The following is a 22,739-nucleotide window of genomic DNA, read 5'->3' as shown; positions in this document are numbered from 1 at the left end:
ACAGCACTCACGACAAGACCCGCAGACGACACCCGCGGAAGAACCGCACCGGAGGAATCGATGGCAGTGACGCTGGCGGACGTGGCGGCCCGGGCCGGGGTCTCGGCGGCCACCGTCTCGCGCGTACTGAGCGGCAACTACCCGGTGGCCGGGGCCACCCGCAGCCGGGTGCTGCGCGCGGTGGAGGAGCTGGAGTACGTCGTGAACGGGCCGGCCAGCTCCCTGGCCGCCGCCAGCTCCGATCTCGTCGGCGTCCTCGTCAACGACATCGCCGATCCGTTCTTCGGGATCATGGCAAGCGCCGTCCAGTCGGAGATGGAACCGGAGAAGGCCGGCGGGAAACTGGCGGTGGTGTGCAACACCGGCGGCTCCCCCCAGCGCGAACTGACCTACCTCACGCTCCTCCAGCGCCAGCGCGCCGCCGCCGTCGTCCTCACCGGCAGCGCGGTGGAGGACCCGGAGCACGCCGAGGCGCTGTCCGCCCGGCTGCGCCGGCTGGCCGCCGCCGGCACCCGGGTGGTGCTGTGCGGCAGGCCGCCGCTGCCCGAGGCGGACGGGGACGGGGACGACGGCGGGACCGGGGACGGCGGGAAGGGGATCCCCGGCGGCGGGGCGCCGCTCACCGTGGCCTTCGACAACCGCGGCGGCGCCCGCCGCCTGACCGGGCATCTGCTCGCACTCGGCCACCGCCGCATCGGCTATGTCGCGGGCCCGGCCGAGCGCACCACCACCCGGCACCGGCTGGAGGGCCACCGGGCCGCCCTGGCCGACCACGGCCGCGACCACGGTCACGACCTGCTCGCGGAGGCCGCGCGTCTGACCGTGCACGGCGCGTACGACCGCTCCTCCGGCTACGACGGCACCCTGGAGCTGCTGCGCCGCGAGCCGGGCCTGACGGCCGTACTGGCCGCCAACGACACCGTCGCCCTCGGCGTCTGCGCCGCACTGCGCGAGGCGGGCCTGAGCATCCCCGGGGACGTGTCCGTGGCCGGCTTCGACGACCTGCCCTTCAGCGCGGACGCCTCCCCCGCCCTGACCACCGTCCGCATCCCGCTCCACGACGCGGGCGCCCGCGCCGGACGGCTGGCGCTGGGCCGGGAGTCGGCTCCCCCCGGAGGCGTGGCGACCGTCCGCACCGAGCTGATGGTCCGCGCCTCGACCGCGGCTCCGCGCGCCAACCGACCTGTTCCACAAGCCGGTTGAAGGACCTCTTGCCCGGGCCGCCCGCACCGGCCGCCGTGGACGCTCGGTAGTCTTCGGGCGACCTGATCGATGCTATGGGGGGAGTCGGCAGGGAACGCCGCCCCCTGCCCGAGGAGGCGCGCGGTGACAACCGTGAGGAAGGCGCTCGCGGCCGTGGTGGCCGCGGGGCTGCTGGCCGCATGCGGCGGGAGCGGCGACGAGGGCGGCACGGGCGGGCCCGGGTCCGCCGCCGACGGCTCCGGCAAGCCGCCCATCGGGGCCGAGAAGCCGCTCAGGACCCCGGTGAAGGCCCCGGAGGGCTTCGACACCTCCAAGGGCTGGCAGGAGACCGTCACCTGGCTGCCGGAGGGCGCCCGGACCGCGCCGGTGGACGCCGCGCCCGAAGCGGGGATCGTCGCCTTCCTCCAGCGCGACGGCGGGGCCTACTCCGTCGAGGCCCGTGACGCGGTCACCGGCGCCCTGCGCTGGAAGGGCGAGCCGTGGGAGCCGCCGGCCGCGGAGGACGACGGAGGCCTGTCCATACGGGCGCCGCGGATCCCCCGACTCCTCGTCGTGCACGAGAAGGGGCGCGAGTACGTCGTCGTCTGGGCGCACGGCCTCCAGGGCGAGGACGCGCTCAGCAAGGGCGAGAAGGTGATCTCCCTGGCCCTCTACCCGGCCGGCTCGTCCGGGGAGAAGGTCGCCCCCGCCCGGACCGTCACCGTCCCGGCCGACACCCGCTCCGGGGACGTCGAGGTGCGCGACGGCGGGGACGGGCTCCTGGTCCGCTGGAAGGACCTCGGCTGGAACGCGGCGGCGGTCGACGTCTCCACGGGCCGGTTCGAGACGTACCGGGCCGACCAGGAACTGCCCGTCTACTGCCGGAAGGTGGGCTGCGGCAGCGGTGAGGTGGGCGCGCTGTCCCCCGCCGGTCCGGTGATCGCGCTCTCCACCCGCGGCTTCGGCGTCGACGGGGGCTGGCAGGCGAGCGACGCCGTTCCGCCGGGCGTCGACACGCAGGAGTACGAGAGGTACAAGGACGGCCGGTTGTGGACGACCGCCGGCGACCACGTCATCTCCTCCTGGACCGCCGAGGACGACCCCCTGGGCCGGCCGGTGTGGGCCGTGCACGACCTGAGTACCGGGAAGCTGGAGATGTCCGCCCCGTGCCGCACGGTGGAACGGTCGGCCGACGCACCGCCCCGGCCGGTGCTGTCCGCGAACGGCCGCTACGCCGTCGTCGGCGCCCTCGCCCTCGACTTCGAACGCGGCAGGGCCCACTGCTTGGGGGAGACCGACCAGCGCAAGGGCGTCCGGCTGCTGTCCGTCGGCGACGACGGCACCGCCTACGGCTTCGCCGGGGGTGGCGGGACGACCGAAAGCGCGCCCGTCGCCGTCTCCCTCTCCACGGGTGAGCCCGAGGCGCTGCCCCAGGGCACCGAGGTGCCGTTCCTGTCGCTGCCGGAGGCGGGCGGCTTCTCCCCGATGGCGGACGGCGGCGGACTGCTGTTCGTGTTCCACCCGCGCGGCTGACACCCGTCCGGACACACGGTCCGGGCACCCCGTCCGGACACACGGTCCGTACGCGGCGGTGGGCGCGACCGGAAGCCCGGTCGCGCCCACCGTTTCCTCCTGCGGGGCGCGCCCTACGGGCGCAGCATCCGCCGGTCGGCCTTGTCGGCCCGGTCCAGCTTCGCGTCGTACGGCGCGAGCGGCGCCGCCTTCCGCTTCGCGGAGGCGTCGGCGTCCAGGCCGGCCCACCGCATCAGGGCGTCGGTGGCCAGGGCCCTGTCGTCCTCCTCCAGGGCGGCGATGTTCGCGCCGTGGTTGGCGCCGGGCGCGGTCAGGACGTAGGAGTCCTCACTGCCGCGGCCCGGCCGGAAGGGCTCCGCTCCCCACGGGTCGTTCTCGCCGTAGACGAACAGCATCCGCTCGGCGTCCTTGCGCACCCACTTGTCGATGTCGCGCATCGCCTTCCTGTCGAAGCTCATCGGGATCTCGCGCGGGACGTAGGAGCGCGGGTCGTAGATGCCCGGGTAGCGCAGCAGCCCGTCCAGGTGCGGGGTGTCGAAGCTCGGCGCGCCGAGCTGGGTGCCGGCCTGGTAGTAGTACGGCGTGTAGTACTCCAGGCCCTGGTCGGTGTAGAAGGAGAAGCCCGCCACCCGGTCGACGAAGTCGTACAGCTCGTCGGTGGTCGCGTCCGCGGTGGGCACCTGGCCGCAGTCGGACTCCGATCCGTACTGCCACCAGGCCCACACCAGGTCCAGGCCGACGTTCTCGAATGCCTTGTCGGCGCTGCCGACGACCTCGAAGGTGTAGCCCTCCTCCTTCGCCCACGCCTCGTAGCGGGCCACGATCTCGTCGCGGCGCACGAAGACCTCGCGCTGCACGGTGTTCAGCCGCTCGCGGCACTCGGCGGTGGAGACGGTGGCGAAGAACTCGTCGTAGGCCGAGTCCTCCTTGTCGTTGACGTCGTTGGGCGCGACGTAGGCGACCGTGCCGTCCATGTCGTGCGGGTAGAAGCGGCGGTAGTACGTGGCCGTCATCCCGCCCTTGCTGCCGCCGGTGGAGATCCACTCCTCGTCGTAGATCCGGTGCAGGGCGCGGAAGACGCGGTGCTGGTCACTGGCCGCCTGCCAGATGTCGAGCTTGGACCAGTCGGCGGGCTGGGGCCGCGACGGGGTGAAGAAGCGGTACTCCATGGAGACCTGGTTGGCGTCGGTCATCCGTGTCGGCTCGCTGCGCGAGGGCGTGGTGCGCAGCCCGTAGCCGGAGGTGTAGAAGACGGTGGGCCGGTCCTCGCCCCTGTGCAGCACCGTCAGGCGCTGCTCGAAGCCGCCCTTCCAGGGCCTGCGGTGGTCGACGGGCTGCCGGTAGCCCAGCACGAGGAAGCGGTAGCCGTCGACCGGCTTCTCCTCGATCAGACGCATCCCCGGTATCGCGAGGATGCGGTCCTCGATGTCGGTCCCGGCCGCGGTGGCGGCCCCCGCCGACGCGCTGCCGACGCTGACGGTGCCGATGAGCACCAGCAGGGTCAGCAGCGCTCTGAGCGCCTTGCGCATGTGTGCCCTCCCGTGGGCTTGTCCGTGAACGCGGCGAACCTATCCGGCGCAACACCTGACCCGCCAGGGCGTGTTGGCGCCGGAACCCGGAGAACCGCACTCGCCGCGCACCGCGCCGCCGGCCGCCCCGTACCGCTTTGGCCGGTGTCCGGGGGAGTTCACTGATTTGTTACCGGCGTTTGCAAAAATTCCACAGCACCCCGACGCCCGTCCCGGTGCCGTTCCGCGCCGCCCGCGCGGCCCCGACAAGAGAAGAGAGAGCGCCTTCCATGGGCAGACCCCCCACCGGCCTGCGCCGGGCCCGGTCCCGGCCGTTACCCCTCCCCGCGCTGCTGGTCCTGGCCCTGCTGGCCGGCCTGCTGGCGGCCCTGACACCCGCGAAACCGGCCGCCGCCGTGGCGCCCGTGCCCACGCGGGCCATCACCTTCAACATGCAGGGCGGCGGCCTCAAATGGTCCTCCCCGGTGCAGAACCTGATCGGCGCGGCCGATCTGGTGGCGCTCCAGGAGGCGCAGACGCCGCCCAGCGGTACGGCGCTCACCGCCGCCAACCGGATCCACGACAACCTCGGGGACCTGGACACCACCCCGACCGGTCTGCCCAGCCTCAAGTACAGCCTGCACGAGCTGAGATGGGGCAAGCCCCGGGCGAACCCGGAGACCGGCTACCTGTACTACCTCAAGATCTACAACCTCCAGGGCGCCGGGGAGCCGGTGGACCCGAACGGCAACTCCGGCAAGTCCATGGCGATCTGGAGCGCCGTCCGCCCGGACGACGCGATGATCGTCCGGGCGGCCGACTCCCCCAACGCCGCCACGCACTACCTGCGCTCGCGCCCCGCACTCGGGCTGAAGTTCGGCGACACCTGGTTCTTCGGCATCCACACGGAGTCCAGGCGGTCCGGTGACGCGCAGAACGGGCACGCCAGGGATCTGGTGAGCGCCGTGGCGGACAGTGTGCCCGCGGGCGAGCACTGGCGTGTCCTGGGCGACTTCAACAGCAAGCCGGACACGTTCACCGACACGGCGGGCGGCCACGTCTACTACGCGAAGAAGAGCAACGGGGAGCCCGCCCCCACCCAGCAGTCGGGCTACGCACTGGACTTCATGGTGGCCGACGAGCAGCTCGCCGACCACACCGTGCGGCTGGGCTCGAACGGCGGCTCGGACCACTATCCCGTGCTGTTCGCCGACCCGGGCGCGACGATCTGCGGGATCTGGAACTTCGTGACGGTCCACTTCCCGTCGAACCTCATGCTGCGGGACGTACTGCGGGCCCCCGTGCCGCCGGCCCCCTCCGCACCGGACGCCGGGAACAGCACGGCCGCCGAGGACGGCGCGGCGTGCGAGGGCTACGACTCGCGGCCGTCCGCCGTCGTCTCCATGGGCGACAGCTTCATCTCCGGCGAGGGAGGCCGCTGGGCGGGCAACGCCAACACCTCGGCGAGCGGCCATGTGTGGGGCACGGACCGGGCAGCCGTGAACTGCTCGGCGGCCGACGACTGCGACCACGATCTGACCCGGGTCTACGGCGACTCCTCCTACGCGGAGGGCGGCAACCGGTGCGACCGCTCGGACACCGCGCCGATCATGTCGGCCGAACTCGGTGTCCCCGAGGAGCGGCGGTTCAACATCGCCTGCTCCGGATCGGAGACCGAGCACGTCGTCGAGGAGGAGTTCAAGGGGCAGAACCCCCAGGTGGAACAGCTCGCGGAGATCGCCGAGGACCATCGCGTCTCCCTGGTGGCGCTCTCCATCGGCGGCAACGACCTGAACTTCTCCGACCTGATCGCCGCCTGCGCGAAGTCGTACATGATCTTCGGATCCACACCGTGCAGGGACACCGAGGAGGAGGCGTTCGCGGCCGCCCTCGACGACGTGGAGCAGAAGGTCGCCGGCACCGTCCGGAAGATCCGCGAGACGCTGCGCGACGCCGGCCAGTCCGACACCGACTACCGCATCGTGCTGCAGTCCTACCCCAACCCGCTGCCGCGCGGCGCGGACTTCGAGTACCCGCAGGACCTGGTCGACTACAGCCGCTACCGCAGCGGCGGCTGCCCCTTCCGGGACGTCGACGCGGACTGGGCGCACAGTTCCGTGGTGCCCCGGATCAGCGCGATGATCGGCCGGGCCGCCGAGGCGAGCGGCGCGGTCTTCCTCGACCTGCAGAACGCCTTCGCCGGTCATGAGCTGTGCGCGAGGACCGCCCGGCAGGCGAGCAGCTCCAACAGCCCGGACAACCGGCTGCCCGCCGCCGACGCCGAGTGGATCCGCTGGGTCCCCTACCTCCTGGACGGGACGAAGGACGTGCCCTGGGAGTCGCAGGGCGACCAGCAGGAGGCCATCCACCCCAACGCCCACGGCCAGCGGGCCATGGGCGCCTGCCTGAGCAAGGCGGCCAACCTGGCCGATGACACCGACCGGACCTTCCGGTGCTCCGGCTCCGCCTCGCGCTCCCCGGACGACACCACCGTCTCCCCCGTCAAGACCCTGGTCGACGCCTCGGTGTGGACCGGCCGGTACGGAGACGACGACAAGGGCCACGTGTACGAGGACCACTACCTGTTCAAGGGGGGCAGGCACGCCCGTCTCGACCCCACCGTGAACCGGGACGGCACCTCCGCCGACTTCGGTGAGGCCGAGGGGCGGCTCCTCGGACAGGGCTCCCTGGCCGACGAGCTGGACAGCCTGCGGGGCACCGTGTTCGAGGACGGGGTGGACACCGCCTTCTCGTCGTACTGCTGCGGCTTCCAGACGTACTTCCAGCTCATCCTGTTGCGCGGGGACCAGTACGTCCGGGTCCAACGACCCATCGGCAGTGCGCAGAACGAGGTGGTCAAGGGCCCCGGGCCGATCGGGGACTTCTTCCACGTCCTGCGGGGCACCCCGTTCGAGAGCGGCGTCGACGCCGCCGCCAACGACCACACCGGCGGCGGTGTGCTGATGTTCCGCGGTGATCTGGTGGGGCTGCTCAACATGACCCTGGAGCAGAACAACGACAGCTGGATCAAGGAGCCGGCCACCATCGCCACCGCGATGCCCGTCCTGGCGGGCACCGGCTTCGACCAACACGTCGACAGTGCGATGACCCTGTACGGAAGCCTGACCGTCCTCGTCTCCGGCGACCGGGCGGTGATGCTGAACGTGGACCGGTCCGACCTGTCCGGGACCACCGTCGTCAAGGGGCCCATGTCCCTCACCGAGATGTGGCCCGCCCTGCGGGAGCTGGACTGGCTCCAGGAGCTGCCGCCCCCGCTGGTGGTCCAGAAGCAGGCCCTGATGTCCGGCCCCCTGCCGCCGGAGGATCCCGAGCCCGAGGGACCGGGACCGTGGTCCACCGACGCCGCCGACCAGCCCAAGTGCCGCCCCGACGGCATGACGCCCACCGAGGGGGTCAACACCCCGTACTGCCTGCTCCACGACGACAAGGGCCGGGAGCGGATGGGCGAGCGGCACCCGCGGCGGCTGGTCGGGTACTTCACCGGCTGGCGCACCGGGAAGGACGGCGAGCCGATGTACCTGCCCGGAAGCATCCCCTGGGGCCAGGTCACCCACGTCAACTACGCCTTCGCGCACATCGAGGACAACCGGGTCTCGGTCGGTGACACCTCCGACCCGGCCAACCCGGCCACCGGGATGACCTGGCCGGGCGTCCCCGGCGCCGAGATGGACCCCGACCTGCCGTACAAGGGCAACTTCAACCTGCTGAACAAGTACAAGAAGCAGCATCCGCGGGTGAGGACGCTGATCTCGGTCGGCGGCTGGGCCGAGACCGGCGGGCACTTCGACGCGAGCGGCGAACGCATCGCCGACGGCGGCTTCTACACCCTGGCCACCAACGCCGACGGCAGCGTCAACCAGCCGGCCATCGACACCTTCGCCGACTCCGCCGTGGAGTTCATCAGGACATACGGCTTCGACGGGGTGGACATCGACTACGAGTACCCCACCGCCCTGATGGACGCGGGCAACCCGGCCGACTGGCACGTCGCCAACCCGCGCCGCAAGGGGCTCAACGCCGGTTACACGGCGCTGATGAGGACGCTGCGCGAGAAGCTGGACCGGGCCTCGGCCGACGACGGCCACTACTACCAGCTCACCGCCGCCGCATCGGCGTCCGGATATCTGCTGCGCGGCCAGGAGGACTTCCGCGCGCTGCAGTACCTGGACTTCGTCAACACCATGACCTACGACTTCCACGGCTCGTGGAACCCCTACGTCGGCCCGCAGTCCCCGCTGTACGACGACGGGAAGGACGCCGAGCTGGCCGCGGCCGGCATCTACGACGAGGAGGCCAACCCCGAGTACGGGAAGCTGGGTTACTTCAACACCGACTGGTCCTACCACTACCTGCGCGGCGCGCTGCAGTCCGGGCGTATCAACATCGGCGTCCCGTACTACACGCGCGGCTGGAAGGGGGTCACCGGCGGCGAGGACGGGCTGTGGGGCCGGGCGGAGCTGGCCGACCAGAGCCAGTGCTCCGACGGCACCGGGCCCAACGGTGGCACCACGCCCTGCGGCGCCGGAGCCACCGGCATCGACAACCTCTGGCACGACACCGACCGGGGCAGGGAGGTCGCGGCCGGATCGAACCCGATGTGGCACGCCAAGAATCTTCAGAGGGGCATCCCGCCCTCCTACCGCGAGCAGTTCGGCCTGAACCCGGCCGACCCGGCCAACCGGGTCGACGGCTACACCCGTCACTGGGACGACACCCTCAAGGCGTCCTGGCTGTGGAACGGGGACAAGAAGGTGTTCCTGTCCACGCAGGACGAGCAGGACGTGCGGGCCAAGGCCGACTACATCGCGGCCAAGGGCGCGGGCGGCGCGATGGTGTGGGAACTGGCCGGCGACTACAACTGCCCGCAGGACCGGGAGTGCGTCCCCGGCTACACCATGACCAAGGCTCTGGACAACGCCCTGCGCGACGCCGGGGAGTACGACGCGACCCGCAACGGCGGGACCGAACTGCCCACCGAGGTGGTCGACGTGACCGCCGAGCTGACCGACTACCCGACCGACACCGCGCAGATGTGGCCCCAGCAGCCCAAGCTGCGCATCACCAACGACACCGACACCACCCTGCCGGAGGGCACCGAACTCTCCTTCGACATCCCCACCTCCGCCCCGCCCCTGCTCAAGGACGAGGCGTGGCAGGAGATGGAGGACGCCGTCGAACCCGGCCACACCGGGCCCAGCGCCGGCGGCCTCGACGGGGACTTCCACCGGGTGACGATCAGACTCGGCTACTGCGAGGACATCGCCCCGGGCTCCTCACGCGACATCGCGCTGAAGTACTACCTGCCGATCACCGGGCCCGCCAACTTCAAGCTCGAAATCGGCGGAGAGGAGTACGGACTGGCCCAGGACCACCGCAAGGGCACCACCACCGTGGAACCCGACGCCTCCGGCGGCGGCGCCGCGTGCAAGGCCGAGGCCTGGGACGCCGGGCGCACCTACAACCCGGCCTGGGCGCCGTTCACCCTGTGGCAGACCGGCGACCAGTGGAAGATCGAGGACGTCAACAGCGGCAACCTCCTGGACCACCCGGCCGGCTGGGACCGGGCCCACCTCTACCCCTCGCGGGACAACGTCCACCAGCTGTGGGACATCGAACCGGACGGCGGCGACGGGGTGTTCCGGATCACCAACAGCAGCAACGGGAAAGAGCAGTGCCTGGGGGCCCAGAGGAAACTGGCGTCGCTGAACGTCCGCGACTGCGGAAGCGCCGGCGGCCAGCGGTGGCGGCTGCTGGACGCCGACGGCGACCCCGCGAACGCCCCGCAGCACGGCGCCTCCTACACGCTGATCACCCACAACGACACCACCGGATCGTCGTCCGACTTCGTCGCCGAGCCGCTCAACAGCGGTAACGCGGCCGGAACCCACGCCGTCGCCGGTGATCCCGGCGGCATCACCCGCACCGTCGTCTCCCACGGCGGCTACTACTGGAAGGCCAAGTACTGGACCAGGGGCGACACGCCCGACGCGAGCGATCCGGACAACCCGTGGACCAGGCTCGGCCCGGTCCCGGCCGGCTGACGCCACCCGCACCACCCGTACCGACGGCCCGCCGGATCCCTCCGGCGGGCCGTCGGCCGTTCCCGCCCCGCCCCCATTCCCGCCCCCGCCCTCTGCCCGGTACCGCGGCCGCCGCCCGCGGCCGTACGCTCGCCGCCATGACCGACACCACGAACACCGGGACGGGCAGCGCGACGGACACCACGGAGAACTCCGTGACGGACGGGCAGTCCCCGCTGGTCGGCGGGCCGCGGGGGATGGAACTGCTGGAATTCCACCGGGAGCCGGAGGACACGGTCTTCGCCGACGCGCGCGTGGGCTACGTCCTGGTGGCCCTGTGGCACCAGGATCGGCTGCTGATGGTGCGGGTGCGCGGGCGCGACTGCTGGGAGCTGCCGGGCGGCAAGATCGATCCCGGGGAGACGCCCCGGCAGGCGGCGGTGCGCGAACTGCGCGAGGAGAGCGGCCAGGAGGTGGCCCCGGAGCGGCTGCGGTTCGCCGGTTTCGCACGCACCGTGGTCGGCCCCGAGCGCCGGATGATGTACGGCGCCCTGTTCACCGCCGAGACGGACGCGCCGGCGCCGTTCACCCCCTGTGAGGAGATCGCCGCCGCCCACTGGAGGGAGGGCTCCGAGCCGCTGGAGGGCGGGGCGGTGCAGACGGTGGACGAATATCTGGCTGCGCTCTGCCGCCCCTGACCCGTACGGTCGCCCGTATGCCCGCACCCGGAGGTTTCTCCTACGACGTGTACGGCGACGGCACGGTGACCGTCGCCCACCACGGCCGCCCGGTCACCACCCTGCGCGGCGAGCGCGCCCGGCGCTTCCTGGCGGAGGTGGACTCGGACGATCCGCAGCTGGTGATGGCCCGCTGGACGGGGAACTACCGGCGCGGCAACGAGCGCACGGCCCGCGGCCACCCGCGCAACCGCCGCTGAGCGCGCCCCTCGGCGGGAGCGCGCTCAGCGGCGGGGAAGCACTCGGCGGCGCGCTCACACCCCCGCGCCCGCGGGCACGCCCGCGTAGGTGCGCCACAGCTCCGCGTACCGCCCGCCGCGCTCCAGCAACTCCACGTGGGTGCCGTCCTCCACCACCCGGCCGCGGTCCAGGACCACCACCCGGTCCGCGCGGGCGGCCGTGGTGAGGCGGTGGGCGACGACCAGGGTGGTGCGGCGGCCCGCCAGGCGGTCGGTGGCCTGGTTGACCAGCGCCTCGGTGGCCAGGTCCAGGGCCGCGGTGGCCTCGTCCAGCAGCAGGATGTCCGGGCCCACCAGCTCCGCGCGGGCCAGGGCGATCAGCTGCCGCTGCCCGGCCGAGAGGTTGCGCCCCTTCTCGGCGACCGGGTGCAGATAGCCGCCGGAGAGCGTGGCGATCATGTCGTGCGCGCCGACCGCCCGCGCGGCGGCCTCCACCTCGGCGTCGGTGGCGTCGGGACGGCCGTAGGCGATGGCGTCACGCACCGTGCCGGGGAAGAGGTACGACTCCTGCGGCACCACCCCGAGCCGGTGGCGGTAGCCGGCCAGGTCCAGTTCGCGCAGGTCGGCGCCGTCCACCCGGACGGTGCCCGAGGTCGGGTCGTAGAACCGGGCGACCAGCTTGACCAGCGTGGACTTGCCCGCGCCCGTCTCGCCGACGAAGGCGACCGTCTGTCCGGCGGGGATCTTCAGGTCGATGCCGGACAGCGCGTTCTCGCCGCCCTCCCCGGTCCCATCCCCGCCACTGTCCCCGTCGGCGTCGGCGTTGTACCGGAAGGCGACGTCCTCGAAGACGATCTCGCCGCGCAGCCGGCCCACCTCGCGCGGCTCCTTCGGCAGCGGCGTCGTCGTCCGCTCGCGCAGCAGCTCCTGGACGCGGCCCAGGGAGACGACCGCCTGCTGGTAGCCGTCGAAGACCTGCGAGAGCTGCTGCACGGGGGCGAAGAACAGCTCGATGTAGAGCAGGTAGGCCACCAGCGCGCCCGCCGTCAGCGTGCCGTCGCCCACCCGGTTCGCCCCGACGATCAGCACGGCGGCGGTCGCCAGGGAGGCGAGGAACTGGATGAAGGGGAAGTACACGGAGATCAGCCACTGGCCGCGCACACGCGCCTGCCGGTATCCGTCGCTGAGCTCGGCGAAGCGGCGCGCGTCGCGCTCCTCGCGGCGGAACGCCTGCACGATCCGCAGACCGGCCACGCCCTCCTGGAGGGCGGCGTTGACGCCGCTGACGCGCTCGCGCGCCAGCTCGTACGCCTTGATGCTCTGGCGGCGGAAGAAGACCGTGCCGATCACCAGCGGCGGCAGGGTCGCCAGGACCACCAGCGCCAGCCCCGCGTCGATGACCACGAGGGCGACCATGATGCCGAAGAAGGTCAGCACCGCGACGATCGCCTGGACCAGCCCGGTCTGCAGGAAGGTCGTCAGGGCGTCCACGTCGGTGGTCATCCGGGTCATGATCTTCCCGGTCAGCTCGCGCTCGTAGTAGTCGAGCCCGAGGCGCTGGAGCTGGGCGAAGATCTTGACGCGGAGGGTGTAGAGGATCCGCTCGCCGGTGCGGCCGATCGCGCGGGTCTCACCGGTCTGCGCGGCCCACTGGACCAGGACGACGACCAGCGCCAGCGCGGAGGCGGCCCAGACCGCCCCGAGCGCCGCCCGCTGGACGCCCTCGTCGATGCCGTGCCGCACCAGGACCGGCAGCAGCAGCCCGGCGACCGCGTCGATCACGACCAGCAGCAGGCTCAGCAGCAGCGGCCCGCGGAAGCCGCGCAGCAGGCGCCGCAGCCCGTAGGCGGACTCGGCGGACTCGGCGCGCTCCTCGTCGATACCGGGGGTGTCGTCGGCCGGGGGCAGGGCGGCGACCTTGTCGAGCATCTCGGGGGTGGCCGGGACCCCGGCCAGGGCTCCCGCGAAGCCCGGCCCGCCGGTGGCGGGGGCGGGTGCGCCGGGGGTGGTGGCGGAGGTGTCCTCCGGGTCCCCCTCCCTGATCCACAGATCGGGGGTGACGCCGTCGACCCGGCCGTCGGAGCCGCCGTCCCCCGCCGCGTCCCCGGACATTTCACCGGACGCCTCACGGGCCGCGGCGGCCTGCCCGGCCGGGTCGCGTTCGACGCCGCCCAGCTCGTCGGGGTCGCTGAGCAGCCTGCGGTACAGCTCGCAGCGTTCCTGGAGCTCGGCGTCGGTGCCGACGTCCACCAGCCGCCCGCCGTCGAGCACGGCGATGCGGTCGGCCAGGGAGAGGGTGGAGCGGCGGTGGGCGATCAGCAGGGTGGTGCGGCCGGCCATCACCCCGCGCAGCGCCTCGTGGATCTCGTGCTCCACCCGGGCGTCCACGGCGGAGGTCGCGTCGTCCAGCACCAGCAGCCTGGGGTCGGACAGGATGGCGCGGGCCAGGGCGATGCGCTGGCGCTGGCCGCCGGAGAGGGTCAGGCCCTGCTCGCCGACGGTGGTGTCGTAGCCGTCTGGCAGGTCGGAGATGAAGCCGTCGGCCTGGGCGGCGCGCGCGGCGGCCCGTACCTGCTCGTCGGTGGCGTCGGGGTGACCGTAGGCGATGTTGGCGCGGACGGTGTCGGAGAACAGGAAGCTGTGCTCGGGCACCAGGCCGATGGCCGCGCGCAGCGAGGCGGAGGTCAGCTCGCGCACGTCGTGGCCGCCGACCCGCACCGCGCCGGAGGTCACGTCGTAGAAGCGCGGCAGCAGCAGCGAGACGGTGGACTTGCCGCTGCCGGAGGTGCCGACGACGGCGACGGTCTCGCCGGGCGAGATGCTCAGCGAGAAGTCCTCCAGCACCGGCCGCGCGTCGGGTCCGGTGTCGTAGGCGAAACCGACGCGGTCGAACTCGACGGTGGCCGGGGCGTCGGCGGGCAGCTCGCGGGCGTCCTCGCTCTCGCGGATGGCCGGCTCGGTGTCGATCAGCTCCAGGACGCGCTCGACGCCCGCCCGCGCCTGCTGGCCGACCGTCAGCATCATGGTCAGCATCCGCACCGGCCCGACGAGCTGGGCGAGGTAGGTGGAGAAGGCGACGAAGGTGCCCAGGGTGATCTGGCCGCGGGTGGCCATCCAGCCGCCGAAGGCGAGCATCGCGACCTGGCCGAGGGCGGGTACGGCCTGCAGCGCGGGGGTGTAGCGCGCGTTCAGCTTCACCGTGCGCAGCCGGGCGGCGAACAGCTCGCGGCCGGCCGAGCGCAGCTTGCCGGTCTCCTGCTCCTCCTGGCCGAAGCCCTTGACCACGCGCACACCGCCCACGGCCCCGTCCACCACGCCCGCCACCGCGCCGGCCTGGGCCTGGGCGTACCAGCTCGCGGGGAACAGCCGGTCGCGGCTGCGCCGGGCGATGAACGTCAGCGCGGGCGCGACGGCCAGCGCCACCAGCGTCAGCAGCGGCGAGAGCGAGACCATCACGATCAGCGAGATGACGAAGAGCAGGATGTTGCCGATCATCATCGGCGTCATGAACAGCAGGCCCTGGATGAGCTGGAGGTCGCTGGTGCCGCGCCCGACGACCTGGCCGGTGGACAGCTCGTCCTGCCGCCGCCCGTCGAGGCGGGCGATGGAGCCGTACATCTCGGTGCGCAGGTCGTGCTGGACGTCGAGCGCGAGTCTGCCGCCGTAGTAGCGGCGCACGTACGTCAGCCCGTACACCGCGACCGCGGCGGCGATCAGCAGCCCGATCCACAGGCCGAGCCCGCCTCCGCCGCCGGTGCCCCCGTCGACGATGAAGTCGTCGATGATCACCTTGGTGACCAGGGGGACGAGCGCCATCACGGCCATACCGGCGAGCGAGGCGCCCAGCGACAGCAGCACGTTGCGGCGGTAGCGCCAGCAGTACGCGGTCAGCCGCCGCGCCCAGCCCGGCCTCCGCGCGTCCCCGGCCTCCCCCGTGTCTCCGGCTTTCCCGGTCTCCCCGGTCTCCCCCGCCTGCGTACCCGCCACTTCCGGTTACCTCCCGCTGGCCGTGCGTCGCCGTGTGCGACCGTGTGTCGCCCTGTGTGTCCACTGCACCAGTGGACCAACGCGCGTGCGACCGTATTTCATCCCGCTGGAGGGAGGACTGACCGACCGAAGCAGATGTAGCACCTTGTGACACTCGGCGCTACACTACCTCCATGAAGGTCATCAATCAGCGTGAGTTCCGCAACAACTCCGCCGCCGTGATGAACGCGGTCGAAGCAGGCGAGACTTACCACATCACCAGAAACGGCATAGAGATCGCCGAGCTGCGCCCCCTCGCCCGCAGGCGCAAGATGACCGCGGAGGAGTTGGTGGCCAAACATCGGAAACTGCCCCGCATCGATTACGCCGCCATGCGGAGGGAGGCCGACGAATTCTTCGGCAGTGAGGACCGTGTCGGCGACGAGGACCCCTGGGAGCGTCATCGTGGCTGACCGCCACCAGGCAGGAGTTCTCGACACCTGCGCGTACATCGATCTCGACCTACTGCCGGCCGAACGACTCCCCCTTGTCCCCGAACTCACCGCCATCACCCTTGCCGAACTGCACCAGGGAGTCGCCATGGCAAGGGACCCGGCCGCCCGGGCGGCGCGAAGCGAAGTACTGGCCGCGGCCACCGCCGATTTCGAACCCCTCCCTTTCGACAAGGAAGCCACAGCGCGCTACGGCACGTTTGTGACACTGACGATCGCCATCGGACGTGACCCGCGGCCGCGCCGCATGGACCTGATGATCGCTTCGATCGCCTCAATCCACGGTCTGCCGCTGTTCACTCGCAACCCCGATGACTTCAAGGGGCTCGATCGCCTGCTCACCGTCGTCGCCATCTGATCCACCTCGGAGGCGAGCAAAGGGGGCGCGGCCCGGAGAGCCAGGCATTCTCTCCGGACCGCGCCCTCGGTGGGCCGCGGCGTGGACGGGCGGTGCGTGCCAGCACCCCCCACAGGACCGGCTCTCCGCCCGTCCGCTCGATCGGCCCGCCCCGCGGTGAGGAGGTGACCGCGAGGCCCGCCGGCCCGCTCGCGCCGCCTGTCCGGGGCGTGCACGGCGACCGGCCGCTTCAGTGGGGTCCCAGGTGGTGCGGACCCCGGTTTCCGCCGGGAGGTTCGGTCAGATGGCGAACACCTCCGCGCCGTCCCCCTTCGCGCCGTCCGGCCACGCGCAGAGGATCTCCGGCGTGGAACGCCCCCCGGGCCTTCCCGGGCTCTCGGCCCTCCCGAAGCCCTCGGGGGCGCAGGCCGGCGCGTCCGCGCCACCCGCCTCCCCCGTACGCTCCGGCATGGCGGCGAGCACCAGCGCCGAGGGCGCGTGGGGCGCCGGCGCCGCGAGCGCCGCGCCGCACAGCGGGGCGAGCGTGCCCGCGGCCAGCAGGCCGCTCACCAGGGCGCACTTCACCGCGTTCCGCATGACGCGTCCTTCCGTCGGGGTGTAACGGATAGCGAACGTGAGTCTGTCGGGTAGCGACGCCGGATGCACCTTCGACGATCATTTCGAGTAACGTTGCGTATTAAATGAGTAGCCTGCCGTAACCCCCGGGGGTACAGGGCCGGTACACCGATCACCAGCGACGTTGTGATCGATCGCCTTCGCGGGTCTCGAAACGCTGTGCATACGTCCGGATACGCAACGTTCCAAACGTGACCGAAAAGCAGAGGGTCACAGCCGGTGGAACCCGCGCGGCGACATGCCGCGAGCACGCTCCCGGAAGCGATTGCAGCCGCAACAACCACCGCGACCGCCCCCGCCCGGCCCGGCGCGCCCGGCCGGACACGCCCCTCAGCGCCCCGTCGGCACCACCGGGAAGCCGACCCCCGTCATCTCCTCCGACATCGCCCACAGCCGCCGCGCCGCCACCGGGTCGCTCGCCGCCGCGCTGCGCCCCACCAGCGTCGGCCCGCCCCGTGCCTCCATCACCCCGTCCGGGCCGACGTAGCTCGCGCCGGGCAGGTCCGCCGTCGCCGCGTACAGGGTCGGCAGGGCGCCGGCCCTGTCGTCCTGGGCGAGGAACCTGTTGCCGAACCGCATGACGGCGCGGGCCACGGGGTTCGCCGCATGGCTCTGGAGGTTGGTGGCCGCATATCCGGGGTGGGCGGCCAGGGCGCGGACCGGGGAGCCCGACTCAGCCAGGCGGCGCTGGAGCTCCAGGGTGAACAGGAGGTTCGCCAGCTTGGACTGGGCGTAGGCGCCCCGCGGGGAGTAGCCCGCCTCCAGGTTCGGGTCGTCGAACCGGATCCTCGCGTCACCCCAGCGGTGCGCGGCGGAGGCCAGCGTGACGACGCGGTCGGTGATATGGGGCAGGAGCAGGTTCGTCAGCGCGAAGTGGCCGAGGTGGTTCGTGCCGAACTGCATCTCGAAGCCGTCCCGCGTGCGCCGCCGCGGGATCATCATCACACCGGCGTTGTTGATCAGCAGGTCCAGGGGACGGTCCTGCCAGCCCTCCGCGAAACCGCGCACGGAGGACAGGTCCGCCAGGTCCAGACGGAGCACCTCCGTGCGGCCGTCCACCGTCGCCGCCGCCGCGCGGCCCCGCTCCACGTCCCGCACGGCGAACACCACGTGCGCACCCGCGCGGGCCAGTGCGTCCGCCGCGGTGAGTCCGATGCCGCTGTTGGCGCCGGTGACGACGGCCGTGCGGCCGGCGAGGTCGGGGAGGAGGTCGGTGTTCCATCGCTTGCTCTGGTCGGTTGCCATGACCTCAAAGTAGACGATGACAACAATGATGGCAATGACAACAAAGATGCCGTCGTCAACATCGGGATACGATGGCCCGCATGTCCCGGAGCCGCCCCTACCACCACGGCGACCTGCGCGCCGCCCTGCTGGAGAGCGCCGAGCGCACCCTGCGGGAGAAGGGCGTCGCCTCCCTGTCCCTGCGCGAACTCGCCCGCGAGACCGGCGTCAGCCACGCCGCGCCCGGCCGCCACTTCAAGGACAAGCGGGCCCTGCTCGACGCCCTGGCCCTGGCCGGTTACGACCGGCTGGCCCGAGCCCTGGAGGGCGCCGACGACCCCTCGCTCCCGCTCCAGCCCCGCCTGACCGCCCTCGCCCGCGTCTACCTCGCCTTCGCCGCCGAGAACGCCGAACTCCTGGCCCTCATGTACGCCCGCAAGCACGAGCCCGGGGCCGCCGAGCAGATGGCCGCCGGGGTCGACCGGACGGTGGGCGTCTTCGATCGGGTGATCGCGGACGCCCAGCGGCGCGGCGAGATCGTCGAGGCCGACCCGGAACGTCTCACCCTCTTCACCGGCGCCGCCCTCCACGGCATCGCCGGCTTCACGGTGGGCGGCATACTCGACCCGGCCGAGGCCCTCGGCATGACCGACGACCTGATCCACCACCTGCTGCACGGCCTCAGACCCCGCTGATCGCCGCCCGGCGGCGGGCATGCCCGGCGCGGGCCTCGGCCGCCGTGAAATCACCGTGCCGAGGGGCGCCGACAAGCGGCACCCCTCGGCACGGCCGGATCATTTCACGAAGCGGTCGAACTCCCCGGCCTTGATGCCCGCGATGAACGCGGCCAGGTCCGCCCGGCTCGCGGCGAGGACGAGCCCCGGCTCGTCACTCTCCCGTATGAGCAGGTCGTCGCCCTGCCGCGCGACCTCCACACAGTTCTCCCCGCCGCCGCCGGAGAAAGAAGACTTCTGCCACTGGATCGGTGCACTCATGCCTATGCGCCTCACAGTTCCCTCGCGATGTGGTGGATGAGCTGCCGCGACTCTTCTGCGGTGAGCGAACCGTCCTCCGCGATGTCGAGCAACTGCCGGTAGCTGTGCAGGACGGCCTCGGCGTGCAGGTACCGCCCACCGAACGGGGTGTCCATCTGCAACGTATCCAGTTGAGGCACCACCCCGCCTGCGTAGAGCACCGGCTGCGTGACCTCGATGAAGCTCTCGTTGGTGAACGGCACTACGCGCACCGTCACGCTGGGCCACTCGGTCACCTCCAACAGCTTCTCCAGTTGCGCCCGCACGACTCGGCGGCCGCCGAAACGCATACGCAGTGCGGCCTCATGAATGATCGCGACGACCACCGGGGGTTCATCACGCTCGAAGATCATGCACCGCCGCATGCGGTGCTCGACGCGTGCCTCGATCTCACTGGTCGGCAGCCTGGGAATCGCCCCGCTGAACAAGGCCCTCGCGTAGTCCTCCGTCTGAAAGAGCCCGGGAAGGGAAACCGTCTGCATCAAACGCAGAAAGGTGGCGTGGTGCTCAAGCTCCGCAAGATCCAGGAAACCAGGAGCAAGGATACCCCTGTACTCTTCCCACCAATGTCGCCCTCTGCGCTCGCATGCGATGGCGCACAGCGCGTCGATCAACTCGCCATCCCCACAGGAGTAGTAGGACGCGAGTCTCCGGACGCGCTCTTCACTGACACCGATACGCCCGGACTCGATGTGACTGACCTTCCCCTGGTCAGTACCGAGCAAGCCCGCCGCTTCACGCGCCGTCTTCCCTGCCCGCTCCCGCAGCTTGCGCAACTCGGCGCCCAGGCGCACCTGTCGAACGGTGGGGTTGTCCCGTGCGGGCATGGGCGGCTCATCCTTCCGTGACTCAGCGAGGTCTCTGCGTAGCAGTACCACAACCCCACTCAACAGAGTGACTTTTGGTGGCAACCTTGCGCCGAAGCAAGCTTGCCACCTACTGTCCGTACCCGTACCGCTACGCATGCCGGTAAATCCGCAGTGCGGTCGTCTCCTGCGCGCCCGTCCACGGGCGTGCTCGGGGGACGACAGAGCCACGGTGGCGAGCGCGAGCGGCGACCGTATCCGTTCACAGGGGGCACACCATGACCGACCCGACACCCGCCACCGTGCTCGTCAACGCGCTTCAGCGGGCCCGCACTTACGAGCTGCGTGCCCCGAACATCCCGGAGACCGTGAAGGTCGCGCGTGACATGGTGGCCGGACTGCTCGACGCCAGCGGCCACTCGGCGCTGGCGGAGACGGCCCGGCTGCTGGTCTCCGAAGTCGTCTCGAACGTCCACCTCCACACGAAGGTGCCGCTGCTCACCCTGGAGGCGGCGGTCGGAAGAGACCGGGTCCGGGTGTCCGTCCGGGACGAGGACATCACAGGCGCCCCCTCGTCCCCCGGAGCCGGCGTACCGTCCGAGGCCGAGCACGGCCGCGGTCTCCTCCTGGTCCGGGAACTCGCCGCCGCCTGGGGGACGGTGTGGCACGGCGGACTCCAACCGTCCGGCAAGAGCGTGTGGTTCGAACTGCGCGGCACGCGCACCGGCCGGACGACGTGATGGGCACCGTGTTCCTCGGCCTGCTGGCCTTCACCACCGGTGTCGCCGTCACCGGCGTCGTCCTCTCCCGCGCACTGACGCCGCCACCGTCTGCCGAACCCTGCAACCTCTGTTTCGACCACCACGATCACAGTCCGAACGGCCGGTCCCACACCTCCAGAAGGAGAGGCCGGGGTATTCCGGAAAACGCGGGAGGCACTTCTGGCCTGCGGTGACCGGGAGAGCTGGCGGTACGGCTCCGGACCGGGTGCCGGGGATCAGTACGAGCTGATCCCCAGGCCCTCCTCCACGAACACGTGCACGTCCGTGTACAGGTCGAGCTTATTACTCAGCGTCGTGCTGGTGGTCGGCCCAGACGTAGCTTTCGGGCAGCAGGTCGGTGATGAGGACGGTTCGGATGCGTTCGCCTTCGCCGACAATGACCTTGAGAGCGGGGAAGTAGTCGAGAAGGACCTGACGGCACCGGCCGCACGGGGGGACGACCCCCCGTTCGCGGTCGCCCACTGCGACGATCGTGTCCAGCTCGTAGGCGCCCTGGGCGGCTGCCGCGCCGATGAGGACCAGTTCGGCGCAGGGGCCTCCGGTGAAGTGGTAGGCGTTCACCACGGTGACGATCCGGCCGTCCCGGGCGCGGGCTGCGGCTGCCATGGTGTGGTTGTCGCCCCGGCAGCGAGTGCGCGCGACGTGGGTCGCGGCCTGGATGAGTTCGTGGTCCACGTGGTGGGTCTGCGTAGTCATCTTCTCCGCCTTCGTCAGGGTGTCAGGCGACGTTGACCCGGGTGACGAGGGTACGCAAGCGGATATCGGCGGTGTGCTTGTTCCGCCAGACGATGTAGCGGCGGATCATGCTGCCCTGTTCCTTGTGGGGGCGTGGTCGGTGCCTTCGAGGGTGAAGTAGCGCAGGGCGGTGAACTGGACCTCGATCCCGCTGGTACTTCTTCGTGCTCAGGTGAGGGGAGAAGTCGTCACAGGCGATCGCGACACGGACCTCGAGCGGATAGAGAGCGTCGCTGTCCGGATGGTCATCAGATGCCGGGCGGTCTGTCCCTCCATCAGGGAGGGGACGCCACCGAAAACCCCGGCCAGATAGGAGCGCATCAGATCCTCCTGCCCACCCGGCGAGGCGGCGCTGAGCGGATAGAGCTCGGTGGCACCCGCCTCGTCCTTCTCGGTCAGCCACACCTGGCCGGGCTCCAACAGCCGCTCACCGCTGGGGCTGCTCAGCACGGTCGCGTCGTGCGAGGTGAAGACGAGCTGGGCGCCGCGCGGGTTGGCGTCCGGGTCGTGGAAGACGCGTATGACCTCGGCGGCGAACCGGGGGTGGAGGCTGGCGTCCAGTTCGTCGATGAGGAGGACAGTGCCCTCGTCGAGAGCCAGCAGCATGGGTCCGAGAAGCGCGAACCAGGAACGGGTGCCGCAGGACTCCCGCTCCCACTCGAACGGTACGTCTCCCGACGCCGAGGCGTGCAGCAGCCGTACGGCCGGGGAGCCTGTGTCGGTCTGCTCGTACTCGGCTCCGGTGATACCCAGGTCTGCCACTCGCAGCAGTTCGCGAATGCGCTCTCCCTGCTCTCCGGCGAGCCGCTTGGCGGTGAACCGCTCCCACTCGGGCCGTTCGGCCTCGGGGCCGATCTGCCAGAGATTCCTGCGGAACCAGTGGAAGAGCGGGGAGAGCTGAGGGTGGTTGTCGGTACCGGCGGTGGACAGCAGCAAGGCGTTGGGGCAGGTGCGCTGGGCGAGGTGGTTACGGTCCCTCACCCTGTTACCGGGCCAGCGGTAGACCTCGGGCCGGGAGGCGTCACGGTCCATCCACTCCTGGCGACGACCGCGCGGATAGCTGTGCACCCACTCGGCCTCGATCCTCTCCCGGCCCAGCTCGAAACCGTACGTCCAGCGCACACCGTCGATGACGACGTCCACCTCGAAGAACGACGGCTCGGCGCCGCTCCTGGGGTCCAGCGCGAACGCCTCGCGCGGGATGCCCTGGTAGGAGGCCCAGCGGGCGTAGGAGTTCATGACCGCGCTGCGCATGTCCGCCATCGCGGCCAGCACATTGGACTTGCCCGATGCGTTGGCCCCGAAGACCCCGGCGAGCGGGTACACCGCGAGGGTGCCGTCGGCCAGCTCCACCTCGCGGGCACCGGCCGTGTCCCCGTCCGGCGGCACGACGAGCGACAGCTCCTGCTCGTCGCGCAGGGACCGCACGTTCGCGACCCGGAACCTCAGCAGCATGCCGTCCACCTCACGCGGTCAGGCTATCCACACCTGCCGGTATCCGTCCCCTTGATCCGGCGTTCGATGCGA

The 22,739-nt window shown here is 71.4% G+C and carries 17 protein-coding genes and 1 pseudogene; 9 read left to right on the top strand and 9 right to left on the bottom strand.

The window, feature by feature from the left end; translation table 11 throughout:
• Positions 1 to 60 precede the first annotated feature (60 nt).
• Together BM237_RS14295 and BM237_RS14290 are read left to right on the top strand one after the other, a co-directional pair.
• Positions 61 to 1,203 (top strand): LacI family DNA-binding transcriptional regulator, encoded by a 1,143-nt coding sequence (locus BM237_RS14295; protein WP_093849986.1) that lies wholly within the window; start codon positions 61 to 63, stop codon positions 1,201 to 1,203.
• Positions 1,204 to 1,326: 123 nt separating this feature from the next.
• A complete protein-coding gene (locus BM237_RS14290; RefSeq protein ID WP_139238106.1) occupies positions 1,327 to 2,715 on the top strand; it encodes a hypothetical protein in 1,389 nt (462 codons plus the stop codon).
• Between the two features lie 113 nt (positions 2,716 to 2,828).
• Here BM237_RS14290 and BM237_RS14285 read toward each other — a convergent pair whose 3' ends face one another.
• Positions 2,829 to 4,244: a S28 family serine protease gene (locus BM237_RS14285; protein WP_093849984.1), complete on the bottom strand. Its 1,416-nt coding sequence runs from the start codon at positions 4,242 to 4,244 to the stop codon at positions 2,829 to 2,831.
• Between the two features lie 269 nt (positions 4,245 to 4,513).
• Between BM237_RS14285 and BM237_RS14280 the strand changes: the two genes are divergently transcribed.
• From BM237_RS14280 to BM237_RS14270, 3 genes are all read left to right on the top strand, one after another.
• Positions 4,514 to 10,285: a glycosyl hydrolase family 18 protein gene (locus tag BM237_RS14280; protein ID WP_093849983.1), complete on the top strand. Its 5,772-nt coding sequence runs from the start codon at positions 4,514 to 4,516 to the stop codon at positions 10,283 to 10,285.
• Between the two features lie 137 nt (positions 10,286 to 10,422).
• Positions 10,423 to 10,962 (top strand): NUDIX domain-containing protein, encoded by a 540-nt coding sequence (locus tag BM237_RS14275; protein ID WP_093849982.1) that lies wholly within the window; start codon positions 10,423 to 10,425, stop codon positions 10,960 to 10,962.
• Positions 10,963 to 10,979: 17 nt separating this feature from the next.
• Positions 10,980 to 11,201: a hypothetical protein gene (locus BM237_RS14270; protein WP_093849981.1), complete on the top strand. Its 222-nt coding sequence runs from the start codon at positions 10,980 to 10,982 to the stop codon at positions 11,199 to 11,201.
• A gap of 54 nt (positions 11,202 to 11,255) precedes the next feature.
• Here the strand turns inward: BM237_RS14270 and BM237_RS14265 are convergent, their stop codons facing one another.
• Entirely contained in the window at positions 11,256 to 15,071 is a 3,816-nt protein-coding gene (locus BM237_RS14265) for an ABC transporter ATP-binding protein (protein WP_245793623.1), read from the bottom strand.
• A 269-nt stretch (positions 15,072 to 15,340) separates the two neighbouring features.
• On the opposite strand from BM237_RS14265, the gene BM237_RS14260 reads away from it, so the two are divergent.
• Both BM237_RS14260 and BM237_RS14255 read left to right on the top strand, forming a co-directional pair.
• A complete protein-coding gene (locus BM237_RS14260) occupies positions 15,341 to 15,619 on the top strand; it encodes a type II toxin-antitoxin system Phd/YefM family antitoxin (protein WP_093849979.1) in 279 nt (92 codons plus the stop codon).
• On the top strand, positions 15,612 to 16,016 hold the full coding sequence (locus tag BM237_RS14255; protein ID WP_093849978.1) for a PIN domain-containing protein: 405 nt from the start codon (positions 15,612 to 15,614) through the stop codon (positions 16,014 to 16,016). The genes BM237_RS14260 and BM237_RS14255 overlap by 8 nt, the downstream gene beginning before the upstream one ends.
• A gap of 279 nt (positions 16,017 to 16,295) precedes the next feature.
• On the opposite strand, the gene BM237_RS14250 is transcribed toward BM237_RS14255, so the two are convergent.
• Both BM237_RS14250 and BM237_RS14245 read right to left on the bottom strand, forming a co-directional pair.
• Entirely contained in the window at positions 16,296 to 16,592 is a 297-nt protein-coding gene (locus BM237_RS14250) for a hypothetical protein (RefSeq protein WP_093849977.1), read from the bottom strand.
• Between the two features lie 369 nt (positions 16,593 to 16,961).
• The gene (locus BM237_RS14245) at positions 16,962 to 17,876 is read right to left on the bottom strand and encodes an oxidoreductase (RefSeq protein ID WP_093849976.1); all 915 of its coding nucleotides are present in this window, start codon (positions 17,874 to 17,876) and stop codon (positions 16,962 to 16,964) included.
• 71 nt (positions 17,877 to 17,947) lie between these two features.
• Here BM237_RS14245 and BM237_RS14240 point away from each other — a divergent pair, with 71 nt between their 5' ends.
• Positions 17,948 to 18,550, top strand: coding sequence for a TetR/AcrR family transcriptional regulator (locus tag BM237_RS14240; protein ID WP_093849975.1), 603 nt, complete (start codon positions 17,948 to 17,950; stop codon positions 18,548 to 18,550).
• A gap of 99 nt (positions 18,551 to 18,649) precedes the next feature.
• On the opposite strand, the gene BM237_RS14235 is transcribed toward BM237_RS14240, so the two are convergent.
• Together BM237_RS14235 and BM237_RS14230 are read right to left on the bottom strand one after the other, a co-directional pair.
• Positions 18,650 to 18,850 (bottom strand): DUF397 domain-containing protein, encoded by a 201-nt coding sequence (locus tag BM237_RS14235; RefSeq protein WP_093850035.1) that lies wholly within the window; start codon positions 18,848 to 18,850, stop codon positions 18,650 to 18,652.
• An 11-nt stretch (positions 18,851 to 18,861) separates the two neighbouring features.
• Complete coding sequence (locus BM237_RS14230) at positions 18,862 to 19,716, bottom strand: helix-turn-helix domain-containing protein (RefSeq protein WP_093849974.1); 855 nt, start codon at positions 19,714 to 19,716, stop codon at positions 18,862 to 18,864.
• Positions 19,717 to 19,973: 257 nt separating this feature from the next.
• On the opposite strand from BM237_RS14230, the gene BM237_RS14225 reads away from it, so the two are divergent.
• A complete protein-coding gene (locus BM237_RS14225) occupies positions 19,974 to 20,435 on the top strand; it encodes an ATP-binding protein (protein ID WP_093849973.1) in 462 nt (153 codons plus the stop codon).
• 324 nt (positions 20,436 to 20,759) lie between these two features.
• Here BM237_RS14225 and BM237_RS14220 read toward each other — a convergent pair whose 3' ends face one another.
• From BM237_RS14220 to BM237_RS14210, 3 genes and pseudogenes are all read right to left on the bottom strand, one after another.
• A complete protein-coding gene (locus tag BM237_RS14220) occupies positions 20,760 to 21,173 on the bottom strand; it encodes a cytidine deaminase family protein (RefSeq protein ID WP_093849972.1) in 414 nt (137 codons plus the stop codon).
• A 22-nt stretch (positions 21,174 to 21,195) separates the two neighbouring features.
• Positions 21,196 to 21,441 (bottom strand): annotated as a pseudogene (locus BM237_RS30425) (transposase); the annotation flags it as partial.
• Positions 21,381 to 22,667: an AAA family ATPase gene (locus tag BM237_RS14210; RefSeq protein WP_175541006.1), complete on the bottom strand. Its 1,287-nt coding sequence runs from the start codon at positions 22,665 to 22,667 to the stop codon at positions 21,381 to 21,383. The gene BM237_RS14210 and the pseudogene BM237_RS30425, both read right to left, overlap by 61 nt.
• Positions 22,668 to 22,739 lie beyond the last annotated feature (72 nt).

Source organism: Streptomyces mangrovi, assembly GCF_900114215.1.
Taxonomy (GTDB): domain Bacteria; phylum Actinomycetota; class Actinomycetes; order Streptomycetales; family Streptomycetaceae; genus Streptomyces; species Streptomyces barkulensis.
Note: the sequence above shows the minus strand (reverse complement) of the source record. Positions and strands in the feature narration are given on the sequence as shown.